The following is a 13039-nucleotide window of genomic DNA, read 5'->3' as shown; positions in this document are numbered from 1 at the left end:
TATTTCTTGTATACGCTGTGCACCTGCGGCCCCGCCCAACTGCCGTAGACCAGCACATATACTATGTGCTAAAGCGCACAATCATTGTACCTTGCACTAGTGACCATAGGTACCCATACTCTCGACATCGTCATGGTCGGTCGCTCGATCCTGAGCAGTGCGCGCAATCCGGTGGCGGAACTATACCGCGGACTGATCAACGAGCTGGCTCACCACGGCCACCGGACTACCTACCTGGAACCCTACGATTTCGGTGGCATCGCGCACCGCGATATGCTGCGCTCCCCCTACTGCGAGGTATGGACCTACGGAGATGTCGATACCCTACTGGAGGAATACCTGCCCGCCATCCAGAGCGCCGATCTGGTCCTGCTGGCTAGTGATGTGCCCGAAACCAACCGGATCGCGCAGTGGATCTGTGCCGAGGCGCGCGGTATTACCGTATACTACGATACGGACCTGGCGCGCACCGCCCATGTCCTGGCCTCTCTGGAAGCGTGTAGCAATTGCCTGAGCCGCTGCACGATCGGTGCTTTTCAACTGTACCTGTCCACTACCGGAGGACCTGCCCTCAACGAACTTGCCCGTAACTACGGCTTACAGCACGCCCGTCCGCTCTACGAGAGTATCGACCCCTTTGCCTTCTACCGCATGGACATTGAACGCTCGTACGACCTGGGTTTTCTGGGTAACTATAAGGCGGAACGCAGTGAGCTCCTGGATAATTTGTTGATCCAACCGGCCCGCACTACACCTAATCGACAGTTCGTAGTAGCGGGGGATAGCTACCCCGATAGCCAGGCATGGCCCCACAACATCACGTACCTGGAGCACCTGCCGGGTACCAACCACGTAGACTTCTACAACCGGCAGGCGTGCAGCCTGGTACTGGGGCGCAATGACCGCAGGCAACTGGGCTATACGCCTTCGCGGCAGCTTCTCTCCGCGGCTGCCTGTGGGGTACCGGTCCTGACTGCTCCCTGGGATGGACTGGACGATTTCTTCGAAGTCAAACGAGAGTTGTTCTGCGTCGACGGTGAGCAGGACGTACTCGATGTACTCTACGGGACGGACGAGGCTACACGACGCAAGGTCGGGTCGTACGCCCGGGCGCGAGTACTAGCGTCCCACACCACGTCGCACCGTGCAGAGCAGCTGCTGGGATACTGGCAGGAGGTAGCGGATTAGTCGCGGGTGAATACCCAGTCGTCGGCTTCGCTCAGCGCATCATTATACACGTAGTCATTTACTGCCAATTCCTTTAGGGGATCAGCCGTAGTAATCCCCTCCAGAGTGATCAGCCGCGCGAGGCGACCCCGCGCTCGCTTGGCGTTGAAGGTGATACACTTGTAGCGACCGTCGCGTAGTTCACGGAAGTGGACAGTGAGTACGCGTCCAGCTATTTGTTCGGGTTGTAGGCTCTTAAAGTACTCCTGACTGGCTAGGTTAAGGACCAGTTTCGTAGGGTCTTCGGCCAGGTCGTTGTTAAGTTGATCCGTGAGTTTGTCGCCCCAGAAGGCGTACAGGTCCTTCCCGCGCTCAGTGCGCAGCTTAGTACCCATCTCCAGGCGGTAGGGGTGCATAAGGTCGCGCGGTCGCAGGATGCCGTATAAACCGGATAGGATGCGGATCTGCCGGTCAGCAAAGGAGAGCTCACGTTCGGTGAAGTCATCAGCTTGCAGGTCCTGGTACACATCTCCCTTAAAGGCTAGTAGGGCGGCCTTGGCGCGGTCAGTGGTCAGGGGCAGGGTGAAGTCCTGGTAGCGCCCGTAATTGAGCTCGGCCAGCTTGTCGCTGATGGACATGAGGCGACCGAGTTCCGCGGCGGACTTTCCCCGTAGGGTGTCGGCCAGTTCGCCTGTGTGGGAGAGTAGGCGGGGTTGGGTCACGGTGGCGTCTACCGGAGACATGTCGAGCGTCTTAGCCGGCGAAAGAAGAATGAGCATGGCTTAGATTTTCTCGCGTAGGCGTAGCAGGTACCGGCGCTTGAGGTAGTACGCTTTGAGTTGTTCCAATTGGGCGGGCGTGATACTGCTGTCGTCGTAGCTGTCCCACACGTCGGCTACCTCAGCGTGCAACTCGGCCTCGAGCCGGTCGATCAGACCGGTGACCTGAATACGCACGAGCGGATCGTCTTCGAACTCCAGTTCCATCAGGGCCTCATTGACTTCCATGATCTCGAGCAGGAAGTCCTGGGGTACCTCATTGGTACCTTCGGCGCCCAATACCCCCTTTACTTGCAGTAGGTGCTTGAGGCGCAGGTCCTTATCGGAAAGCACCTTATAGCCCTGGTTATTCAGGGTGCTTTGCTCCAGGACGCGCTGTTGCGTCTCTTCATCCTCCAGGGTGTGGAAGTCGGGGTGGAAGCGTTTGCTATTGGCGTAAAAGGTCTTCCTGAGGGCCGCCTCATCCAGGGTGGGGGAGGGGCGCAGTCCGAAGAAACTGAAGTAGTCTGTCATTATCCGTTGATCCAGCGCCAAATATCCAATCCGTTAGCTAGTACGACCAGTCCGAGCACGATGACGAAGCCGACCATCGTGGCCCGCTCCATGAATGTATCGCTGGGTTTGCGACCGCTGACGACTTCGTAAAGCAGGAACATGACGTGTCCGCCGTCCAGGGCAGGAATCGGCAGCAGGTTCATGAACGCCAGGATGAGGGACAGCGAGGCGGTCATGTACCAGAAGCGTTCCCAGACCCAGGTCTTACCGAACATGCCCCCGATGCTGGCGAAGCCGCCGAGGCTCTCGGTCACCTTGATCTTGCCGGCAAACATCTGTCCGAAGGCCTTGAACTGATCCCCGAGGAAGTTGACGCCCTGATTAATGCCTGCGGGGATTGCTTCACCTAGCGTGTAATCCTGTCGTTCGGTATCGTAGAAATAATCGGGGGGTGCGACCGCTACGCCCATCGTGCCTTCTTCGGTCAGGGTCAGATTAACCTCACGGACCCGCTCGCTTTCCTTAGGCTTGATACCGAGGCGCACTTGCTGTCCTTTCTGTTCCTGTAGCGCTACGGTCACCTGGTCGAAATAAGGTGTTGGCGTACCGTTGACGCTTACAATGCGGTCTTCCAACTTCAGGCCGGATTGTTCGGCGGGGCTATCCTTAGATACACGGGCTACCACCAGGGGTACCCGGGGGCCGAAGAGCCGGGCGCTCTTGTTCTCGTAGCGGGTCAGTAGATCTACCCACTTGGGGTCTACCGCTACGGTGGTCTGGGTATTGTTACGTTCGACCTCGATGGTCCGGGCGTTGTTGATCGCGATTTCCCGCAGTACGATACGGTCGTTGAAGCGCTCAAAGGGTACGTCACCGACCCGTAGGATCTTGTCGCCGCTCTGCAGGCCGATCTCCTGACCGAGGCTATCTACCGCGATCCCGGCGGTGATATTCTCTGCCGGGAAGTACTCCTCTCCGTAGCCAAACAGGACCAGGGCGTAGATCAGAAAACCGAGGATAAAGTTAACGGTGACTCCGCCGAGCATGATGATCAGACGTTGCCAGGCCGGCTTGGATCGGAACTCATAGGGCTGTGGCTCCTGGTCCATTTGCTCCTTGTCGAAGCTTTCGTCGATCATCCCGCTGATCTTCACGTAGCCCCCCAGGGGGAGCCAGCCGATACCGTATTCCGTCTCACCGATCTGCTTTTTGAACAGGCTGAAGCCGGGATCGAAGAAGAGGTAGAACTTCTCCACCCGCGTACCGAATAAACGGGCGGGCAGAAAGTGTCCGAACTCGTGGAGCACGATCAGGATCGATAGGCTCAGGACCAGTTGCCCTACGGTGATTAAAGTATCCATGCGGTAAAGTTAGCAGCTAGGTAACCGACGGGCTAGGGGATGGTTGAACGACGGCACGCGCCACGCTCCACTCAGATAATTTTACATTTGCACCCACGCACCAACATATCCACCTTCCGGATCGCGTTACCCACCCGCTAAACACACCTTGATGCTACCTGACGCTTTTCCCCTTCTCCTGCAGGCGCAGGGCACCGCTACCCTTGATTCGGCCGCCGACGCTGCACCCATGGCCAGTGAGAGCCTCCTCGACGTTCTGTTGGAGTCTGGCACCCTGACCATGATCATCGTAGGTATCCTGCTGGTGCTGTTCGTGATCGCCGTATACATCTTCTCCGAGCGCTACATCACCATCAAGGCCGCCGGTTCCGACGACGAAGGCTTCATGGAACGTATCCGTCGCGAGATTTCCACCGGAAACATGGCCAACGCCCGAGCCCTTTGCACTACTACCGACAGTCCGGTCGCCCGAATGGTCGATAAGGGCCTCCAGCGCATCGGTAGGCCCCTGCGCGACATCGACGCCGCGGTGGAGAACGTAGGTAATCTCGAAGTTTTCCGACTGGAACGCGGCCTGAGCACCCTGGCCAGCATTGCCGGTGCCGCTCCCATGATCGGCTTCTTCGGCACCGTCACCGGTATGATCAACGCCTTTTACGAGATGTCTAACGCACAGAACATCACGCCCGACGTCCTGGCTGGTGGTATCTACTCTGCACTACTTACTACCGCCGCCGGTCTCTTTATCGGTATCCTCGCCTTCGTAGGGTACAACCTGCTCGTGGCCCAGGTAGAGCGCGTGGTGTACAAGATGGAGCGTTCTACCACTGAGTTCATGGACCTGCTACAGGAGCCCGGGTAGCGGCACGGTAGTATGGGCGCCCCGATGGTTATCGAAGCAGGTACAACGGTTCAAATTTAAAATGCAAACAGGATGGGCTTAAAACGATCGAACCGGGCGAATGCACAGTTTAATATGTCGTCGCTGACGGACATCATCTTTCTGCTGCTCATCTTTTTCATGCTCACGTCCAATTTTGTGCAGATCCGTCCCTTCGACCTGCCTAAATCTGACAGCCAGACCGTAGCCCCCACCAATATCGTGGTAGAGCTAGAAAAATCCGGTGGGCTCCGCGTTAACAACATTGAGGTCTCTCAGGCATCGGTACTCGCTGCGTTGAGCGATGCGCTGGAGCAGACCAACAACCAAAAGGATGCGACCGTTACGATCGTCGCCGAGACCGGGGTGCCCTTCAGCCGTATCACACCCATCATGAATTTGGCAGCGCAGCGCCGCGCCCGGGCCATTATCGCCACCCAACCCCGGCAGGGTTAAATCAGCTGCTATGGCCCTCAAAAAGCGATCTAAGGTTAGTGCGGAGTTCAATATGTCGTCCCTGACGGACATCATCTTCCTCCTCCTCATTTTCTTCATGCTCACCTCAACGGTGGTAGCACCGAATGCCCTGAACCTGAAGCTTCCCGGGCGGGCAGATACTCCCAGCAGTCCAAATACGGACCGGCTGGACGAAGTACGCATCGACGATCAGGGTGGCTTCTTCTTCAACAACCGCCGCATCAGTGCCCCCGAACTCGAAGCTCAGCTACAGGCGCGTGCCGGAACGGGCTACAGCATGCTCATCGCCCCGGACCGTGAGGCTCCCGTAGAGGGTGTGGTCACGGTAATGGACCTAGCCATGCGGCTGGACATCAACGGCGTCCTGGCGGCCCAGGAGGAGTGATGCCACGCGCACGCGGCGCTTTAGTGTAATGGATCCTGGAATACACGGGCCGTACTCACTGTTGCCCCACCAAGGGCCGGTAAGGACTAGTTCCCCCTTCCGGTAGTCTACACGCAGGTCGTAATCTTTCATACACCAGCTGATCGCCAGTCCTGCCTTATTATTTCTGAGAATCTTTGTCTCGGTGATACGCCAATTCCCACTCGGCGCACGGTAGCCGCTCAGCTTCATCTCCGCCTGTAGTTCGCCGAGCTTAACGAAGGCGGTACCCTTAACGGCCAGTCCGATCTGCTGCAGGTCAAAGAATAGCTCGAATTTGTCTGCGATGCCCCCCTCATTCTGTAGCAACAGCCCGCTCCAGGTCCCCGACAGGTCGTCGGCTAATTGAGCCTTTACGACGGCTGGCGTGAGAGCCAGTAGAATGAGTAGGGTAAGTGTGCGCATCGATAGAACCGCTAGGTGAGTACGTAGTGACGGTGAAAGGTACCAACAAAACGCCCCCCAGCGGGTAAGCTGGGGGGCGTCTTAACGGATCGCTATGAGGCGTGTGGCCTAGTTGCCATCACTCTGGGGCATAACTCCTTCGGGTGCTTCGTCTTCCGTGACATCACCCATACCGGTCAGGAACTCTACGCGTCGGTTGACACGACTGCGGTCGAGGGGAACGATGGCTTCTTCGTCCCCACGGTACTGAAGTACCAGGCGGGTGCGGTCGATACCACCCACTTCGACCAGGTGATCGATGGTGTTGCGGGCCCGTAAGTAGGACAGGCGTTGGTTGATGGTCGTGTTGCCCGTACGGTCGGTGTAACCACGTACGATAAGGCGCATCTCCGGATTGGCCGTCAGGACACGAGAGATGGAGGCTAGCTGTCCGTAGTCTTCGTACTTGATCTCGGATGAGTTCAGGTTGAAGTAGATCATGGGCAGGTAGATCGCACCGCCAGCGGAGTTGATCCGGGTGGTGTTGTTACCCATGTTGCCCTCGGCAATTGCGCGAGCGATGCTGGTATCGATCAGCGTTTGGATCTCATTCTGCGTGAGGGGGGCATCGTTGCGCTTGGTTACTACACCATCCGCGTCAACTACCTCACCCTGGCGGGGAGGGAAGAAGGGTTCCAGATCGCGGAAGTCGGGCACACCGTCCTTGTCGCTGTCTAGGGTACGGCCACGGCTATCGACGGGTACACCGGCGGGGGTGTCGTTCTCCTGATCTACGCTGTTGACGATGCCGTCACCGTCGGTGTCCATAGTAGCTTCGTCTACGCGGCTATTGAGGGTGGAGATATCGTCCTTGAGTGGAGTAAAGGCGTTGACCCAGTAGCGGGGCTCGCTGCGTGTGTTGGTGTTGCCCAGGTTGATGTTGATGGAGATGCCGGCTACGTTTTGTACGTCACGGAAGTCGCTTGTTCCACCCACGGGATCGTATCCATCGACCAAGTCAGCGCGATTGCCCAGCGGTACGAATGCCTGGTACTCTATGCCGATATTGATCCGCTCACTGAGGCGGCGGTTAAGTGCCAGACCGAAGGCGGCGTGCGTCTGAAACTCTAGGGGTAGTTCGCCGTTGCGACCTTCTACGAAAGGCTGATTGGTACCCGTACATCCAAAGCGCCGACCATCTTCAGTACACTGGAATTCAGTAGAAAAGTAGTTGAATCCTGCACCGGCCATCAGTAAGACATTCCAGTTACGGATGTCGCCCTTGTACTTGAAGTTATTAAGGGTTACCACACCATAGGCGGTACCGCTGTACCAATCCGTATCGTGACGGCGGTTGCCCTGAGTGATGACATCATTCTCGTTATCGCCTTTGGAACGGGCATAGAGCGCGTCTAGGCGGACCGAGAAAAGATGATCCAATGACTTGCGCAGGTGAATTCCGGCTCCGTATCCTCCTTTGGCGGTGACATCACCGGCGACGAAGGAATAGTAGGGTGAAATGCCGAACTCAATCATGGAGGGTTGATTGCGCCGATCGACCGGGGCGTCCATTTCCATTGCTCCAGTACTATCCACCGTGGCGGCGGGCACTGGAGTACCCTGAGCGGCAACGAAAGCGCTCGAAAGGGTCATGCATAAGAGAGGGAGTAAGAGTATTCGCATAGCGGTAAATCTAGAGGTAAGTTTACTGGATGGGTTCCCTAGGGGGGGGCGCACCGAATAAAGTCAGCTTCGAAGAGACTGGTTAGAAACGGCTTCCGGCCCGACGTAGTCTATTTTTCATTGAAGGACCAAATGTAGTGGTTGTTTACTATACCTAGTTGTTTTTATACCAATCGGGGCTGAACTACCTTTGTACCCTGCGTATGTTCACTTCCTGGCTCCGGTCATCTTCTGTTTCGCCCGTACTTTCCACCTCTTGTCTGGGTAGTCACCTTAGTAGGTGGCCCAATCCGGCCATCCGGGTAGCCTTCATTGGTGTGCACGCGGCAACCGCCGACGAAGTACGCCGTCACCTTTTTCCGTTGCAGTGGGACCACGGACAGTTGTCGTGCGTAGATTTAGGCAACCTGCGCAAGACCACCACCGAGTTTGCTATTCCTTTACTGCGCGAGTTGCATGAGGCGGGGATCGTCCCGGTTCTTTTGGGTGGGGTTGGAACTGCTATTCCACAGGCTCAGTACCTGGCATTCGGCAGTCTTCACCGACGGATCAACTTACTTCAGGTAGACCAACAGCTGGCACTGAGCCCTACTACCTCCGGCCTGCAGGTCCTAGATGCTGCCGTACACCGCACTGATGCGCCGGCGTATCACCTGTCGCACATCGGATCCCAGCGGCAGATGGTAGATCCCGCACTGGATGCGCTGATTCAGCGGCGGTACTTCGAACGATACACGCTAGGTGAGGCCCGGGCTCAGCCCGGGGATCTGGAACCCTGTATTCGTGATGCGGATGTCGCGCTGATAGACATTGCCAGTGTGCTACATGCCGAGGCACCCGCCCAACGGGGCTATCACCCCTCCGGGCTGAGTCTGCAGGAAGCCGGGCAACTTTGCTACTATGCGGGCAACAGCGACCGGCTAGCCTCCTTCGGGGTCTATGGCCTGGAGCTTGGTACGGAGCAGGCTACCACGGCCGAGCGCCTTACGGCCGCTGCTTACGCACAGTTGGTCTGGTACTTCCTACACGGCCTGAGCCGGCGGGCGGGTGATTTCCCGGCCACCACCGAAGGCATGACAGAATACGTAGTGGACGCGAAGCTGCCCCAGCGAATGACGTTCTGGCGCTCCCCGCGCAGTAACCGCTGGTGGATCCAGGTGCCCGGTGTCACTGAGCTCTCCGGGGAAATGCGGAACTACTTAGTTGCCTGCAGCTATCAGGACTACTTGCAGACTGGTCAGGAGGGGAAGTTGCCTGAGCGTATTGTGCGCGCATTCAGCCGGTATTAGAGGACCTCCGCCGCGCGCCCTTAGCTTCCGGTGCTTTGCTTCGTGTGTTAAAGTTTGTAGACCAGCGGCAATAAGACGGGGGGGCGCAACGGTTGTATAGCCGTACGGGTGATGTATCCGTCATTGTGTTGTGTTTGGCCCCTTGGCCACCAGTTAAGTTTTCTTTTTTCCTGGTCAATTATTGTCAGCGTTTCTCTCAGAAAAAACCTATAGGCTTGTACCGATACTCTGTCGGTAAGCCTACTCTCCGTAGCTTGTTAGCGGCGGAATTCCGATGAGCATGCTGTCGTAATTGAGCGAAAACACCTCCGTGTTATGTCTCGATTGAAGCTTTTCACACTACTGTTATTCTGCGTACCCACTGTCTGGCTTTCTGCTCAGGGACCGTGTGGAACAGACGAACCGTTTCTCCTGCCACCTACCAGCACGTTCTGTGCCGATAGCCTCGGCAATGTGGAGATCCAATTCAAGATTTACAACAACGGAGACCCGGGTACTTATAAGGTCACCTTTCCCGACGGAAGCGATACCATTTATACGCAGGTGACGAACACGGTTTCGGTAATCAAGGAGTTTATGTTTGACTGCGGATCGCCTCCGGGTAAGCCCCTGCCCCCTAAGCCCGGCGCACTGTTCTATGAATACCAGAGTGCCCTGGATATCACTCGGCTGGATTGTGTGGACGATCGTGGCGACAACCAGCGGGGGTCCTACGATTTCCGTGTCGTACCCAATCCCATCGTAGACATTAAAACGAGCGATCTGACGTGTATCGAAGCACCCTTTACGGTCAACTTCGAGGGAAAGATGTGTAGCGAGAAGCTCGTCGAGTCCTACCAGTGGTACATGGACGGTGTCAAGCTGGATGGCGAAGTCACTAAATTTCTGAAGGGGTTCGAATTTGAAGGCCCCGGCACACACGTCGCTAAGCTTGAAGTATCCACCTTCAAAGGATGTGATAAGTATATCTACGAAAAGCCGTTCCAGATCTTTCCTACGCCAACGATTGATTTGAGCTACGATCTTGATACCGCAGAGCTATGTAATCCCAATCTTCAAATCATTACCAATAGCACCTACCAGTATGCGGAAACCTTCAGCTGGACTAGTACATCACCGGGTGTTACCTTTAGCGATCCAACCATTGCCAACCCCGTTATCAATATTGAAAACAGTAGGGCGGGCATCCGTACTATCATCGTAAATATTGCAAATGCATACTGCTCGGATGTAGCCGATACCATCCGGATCACTACCCTGCGGGGGCAGACCATTCAGGCACAGGAAAATATCGTGACCTGTACCGAGTACACCCTGGACCTTTGTGATAACCTACAGTACTTACCTACCCCGGATAATATCGAATGGACATCGGATAAACCCGGCGTTCACTTCGATGATGTCACTGCTACCTGTCCCTTCATCCGCTTCGACACGCTGGGTGAGTACGTACTCACTGCTACGGGTAGCGACGTGTGCGGTGAAGTGTTCGAAATACCGATCAATGTACGGGTGCGTGACGGCTCTGCACTGGAAATCGACATCTCTGCAGTCGACACGGTCTGTGTGACCGAAGACCCCATCGCCCTGCTGGACTACATTCAACCCAACTATAAGGTGCGGGAAATCTATGGTCCAGGTGTGGGCGACAACATCTTCAACCCCTCCCTGGTGGAGGGCGATGTGGAGGTCACCGTAGTAGACAGTTGCGGCGCCATTTACCCCCTGAACTTCCACGTTATCCCTCAGGAATTCTACGAGGGAACGGATGTAGTACTGTGTGAGGGCGAAACCATCGATCTGTTTGCGCTACAGGCGGCGGATTACCGCGGTGAGGGAGTAGCCGACAACATCTTTGACTCAGGCAAGGTAGGCATCGGCTCCTACAAGATTCGCTTCTTCAGCCGCACGTTCTGTGGCGGGGAGGATAGCCTGACGGTGACCGTACAGGAATTCCCCCGGGCTGCCTTCGACATCGTTACCGACTCGTGTAGCGGACCCAGTGCCGGCGACGTGCCAATCTATGCGGGCCTGAGTGAAATTAATATTGAGAACCGCTCCAGCGCCCGCGCCCTGTGCTACGAAATTCTGGAGACGGGGCAGAAGGCCTGCAGTCGCGAGAAGGCCAAATTCAAAGTGCAACAGGCGGGTACCTACACCCTGCAGCAAGTCGTGGCCTTTCCGAACGGACAGTGTAACGATACGCTACGCAAGACTTTTCGGGTACAATTACCACCGGTTATCGACTTTGCCTATAGTATGGACAGTACGGTTTGTGATTCCTTATCCATCAACCTTACCCTTGGTGACCAGCCGGCCGACATGGCCTACAACTGGTCGTTCAGCAACTTTCAGACCAGCCAGGAGGCGACTCCACTGGTCGAGCTGATCCGCCCGCTCGCCCCGGAGGTGTTTGGCGTGAATGCTTCGCTGACCAACGCTTGTTATACAACGGAAGATACCTTCGGCATTGTGCTGCCCCTGCGGTTCCGCGTGTCCTTCGACTTTTTGAATGACAACAATACCGTCTGTTCCGACGATACCATCTTCCTATCCAACACCTCCGTCAACGCTGACAACTTTTTGGTCACCTACCCGGATGGGCGGGCGGGCACGGAGCTGCCTGAGTTTCTGATCCTGCGTAACGAGGCGGAAGATGTGCTCCGCTACCCGGTCACGTTACGGGGCTCCAATCAGAGCTGCCCGGATCAGACCGCCGTCGATACGATGTATGTACTACCCATCACTACGGAAGCCGCCTTCGGACTGAACTATGACGATGTCTGCTCCAGCGCCGAGGTCGTACTTGATAATAGCTCCACACCGGGTGCGCTCACTTTTGTGTACTGGGGCGATGAGTCTACGCCACAGTTCATCGACGAGTTGGAGAGCCTTACCCACTACTACGACGTGACCAAGGATACGGCCTACACCATTGAGATTGTCGCTCAACTCTGTGGTATCGACACCTTCCGGCACGACATCACGGTGCGGCCCACACCGGACGCCTCCTATACCGTCCTTGCTGCTGAGGCGAACTGCGTAGATCTCGATATGCTCTTCACCCCCAACAATGATCCCAATGCTTTTGCAATCGACTGGTCGTTCGGTGATCAGGGCGAATCACAGGAAAGCAGTCCGAGCTATGCCTACGAGCGCCCGGGAAGCTACATGACTTACTGCGAGGTCACCAGTTCGAACGGATGTAGCGCGATCGATAGCTTCCAGGTCGACATCGGCGAGTACAACGGCGCGGCTATGGACTTTGAGATGCCGACAACCACCTGCAGCAATACCCCCTTCCTGATGGATCTGCGTGCGCCACTGACGGGCTGGTCCTTCGACTACGGTAACGGCCTGGTAGGGGATGCACCGATCGAGATCCCTTACTTCGATCTGGGTGACTACGTAGTGAATCTGGAAGTCACCTCGGCCAATGGGTGCAGTATCGACTCTAATGTAATTGTGACGGTATTCCCTAGCTTCGAGGCCGAAATTCAGACCACGGCCACCGACACCATCGTGGACCTGGGTGACATGCTCAACCTGAGTGTCAATATTTACCCGGCCCGGAACATTACCGAAATCGTCTGGTCGGGCGACTCCATTGTAAACCCTAATGCGGCATACACACTTGCGCAGCCCATCAACGACGGCCTTTACGAAGTCGCGCTACTGGATGAGCACGGTTGTTCGGCGACGGATTCTATCCGGGTACGGGTGGACAAAAATTACGAAGATCGTATTTACGCCCCCAACGTGTTTAGTCCTAACGGTGATGGGCACAACGAGACCTTTGGACTCGAGGTCAAAGACAACACCGTGGCCGGCATTCAGTCCATGCGGATCATGTCGCGCAACGGGGCCATGGTGTACGAATGCCATGACTGCAGTACCGGCTCCATCAACAACGGCTGGGATGGCCGGCTGGGTGGCAAACTTCTAGAAAGTAGCGTCTACATCTGGGCTGCAGAAATCGACTTTGTCGACGGAACCAGCCAGGTATTTACCGGCGATGTCACCCTATTGCGGTGACATCGGAGGCCTGGAGTAGACTATTTTATCTCGTTTCTCAGAGGCCTGCCGGATCCGGCAGGCCT

At 56.2% G+C, this 13039-nt stretch carries 11 protein-coding genes; 6 read left to right on the top strand and 5 right to left on the bottom strand.

Going from position 1 to position 13039, the window contains the following annotated elements; all coding sequences use genetic code 11:
• Positions 1–99: 99 nt before the first annotated feature.
• Positions 100–1188 (top strand): CgeB family protein, encoded by a 1089-nt coding sequence (locus MJQ68_RS15015; RefSeq protein WP_238751950.1) that lies wholly within the window; start codon positions 100–102, stop codon positions 1186–1188.
• Here MJQ68_RS15015 and yaaA read toward each other — a convergent pair.
• Genes yaaA through rseP form a run of 3 tightly spaced genes read right to left on the bottom strand, consistent with a single transcriptional unit; the run spans position 1185 to position 3802 of the window.
• Complete coding sequence (gene yaaA, locus MJQ68_RS15010; protein ID WP_238751949.1) at positions 1185–1946, bottom strand: peroxide stress protein YaaA; 762 nt, start codon at positions 1944–1946, stop codon at positions 1185–1187. The genes MJQ68_RS15015 and yaaA overlap by 4 nt on opposite strands.
• A 3-nt stretch (positions 1947–1949) precedes the next feature.
• Positions 1950–2459, bottom strand: a complete 510-nt coding sequence (locus MJQ68_RS15005; RefSeq protein ID WP_238751948.1) for an iron-sulfur cluster co-chaperone HscB C-terminal domain-containing protein — start codon at positions 2457–2459, stop codon at positions 1950–1952.
• Entirely contained in the window at positions 2459–3802 is a 1344-nt protein-coding gene (gene rseP, locus MJQ68_RS15000) for an RIP metalloprotease RseP (protein WP_238751947.1), read from the bottom strand. The genes MJQ68_RS15005 and rseP overlap by 1 nt, the downstream gene beginning before the upstream one ends.
• A gap of 151 nt (positions 3803–3953) precedes the next feature.
• On the opposite strand from rseP, the gene MJQ68_RS14995 reads away from it, so the two are divergent.
• The 3 genes from MJQ68_RS14995 (at position 3954) to MJQ68_RS14985 (ending at position 5544) form a co-directional block, all read left to right on the top strand.
• Positions 3954–4664 carry a MotA/TolQ/ExbB proton channel family protein gene (locus MJQ68_RS14995; protein WP_238751946.1) on the top strand — a complete coding sequence of 237 codons (711 nt, stop codon included), beginning with the start codon at positions 3954–3956 and terminating at the stop codon, positions 4662–4664.
• 72 nt (positions 4665–4736) lie between these two features.
• A complete protein-coding gene (locus MJQ68_RS14990; RefSeq protein WP_238751945.1) occupies positions 4737–5138 on the top strand; it encodes an ExbD/TolR family protein in 402 nt (133 codons plus the stop codon).
• A gap of 10 nt (positions 5139–5148) precedes the next feature.
• Positions 5149–5544 (top strand): ExbD/TolR family protein, encoded by a 396-nt coding sequence (locus tag MJQ68_RS14985; protein WP_238751944.1) that lies wholly within the window; start codon positions 5149–5151, stop codon positions 5542–5544.
• On the opposite strand, the gene MJQ68_RS14980 is transcribed toward MJQ68_RS14985, so the two are convergent.
• Positions 5494–5988, bottom strand: a complete 495-nt coding sequence (locus MJQ68_RS14980) for a hypothetical protein (RefSeq protein WP_238751943.1) — start codon at positions 5986–5988, stop codon at positions 5494–5496. The genes MJQ68_RS14985 and MJQ68_RS14980 overlap by 51 nt on opposite strands.
• A 108-nt stretch (positions 5989–6096) precedes the next feature.
• The gene (locus tag MJQ68_RS14975; protein WP_238751942.1) at positions 6097–7620 is read right to left on the bottom strand and encodes an OmpA family protein; all 1524 of its coding nucleotides are present in this window, start codon (positions 7618–7620) and stop codon (positions 6097–6099) included.
• 233 nt (positions 7621–7853) lie between these two features.
• Between MJQ68_RS14975 and MJQ68_RS14970 the strand changes: the two genes are divergently transcribed.
• Entirely contained in the window at positions 7854–8939 is a 1086-nt protein-coding gene (locus MJQ68_RS14970) for an arginase family protein (RefSeq protein WP_238751941.1), read from the top strand.
• A 453-nt stretch (positions 8940–9392) separates the two neighbouring features.
• Positions 9393–12974: a PKD domain-containing protein gene (locus MJQ68_RS14965; RefSeq protein WP_238751940.1), complete on the top strand. Its 3582-nt coding sequence runs from the start codon at positions 9393–9395 to the stop codon at positions 12972–12974.
• Positions 12975–13039: the final 65 nt, after the last annotated feature.

The sequence above is a fragment of the Neolewinella maritima genome, from assembly GCF_923081025.1.
Classification (GTDB): domain Bacteria; phylum Bacteroidota; class Bacteroidia; order Chitinophagales; family Saprospiraceae; genus Neolewinella; species Neolewinella maritima.
The sequence above is the reverse complement of the archived record's forward strand: the minus strand, read 5'-3'. Positions and strand labels throughout refer to the sequence as shown.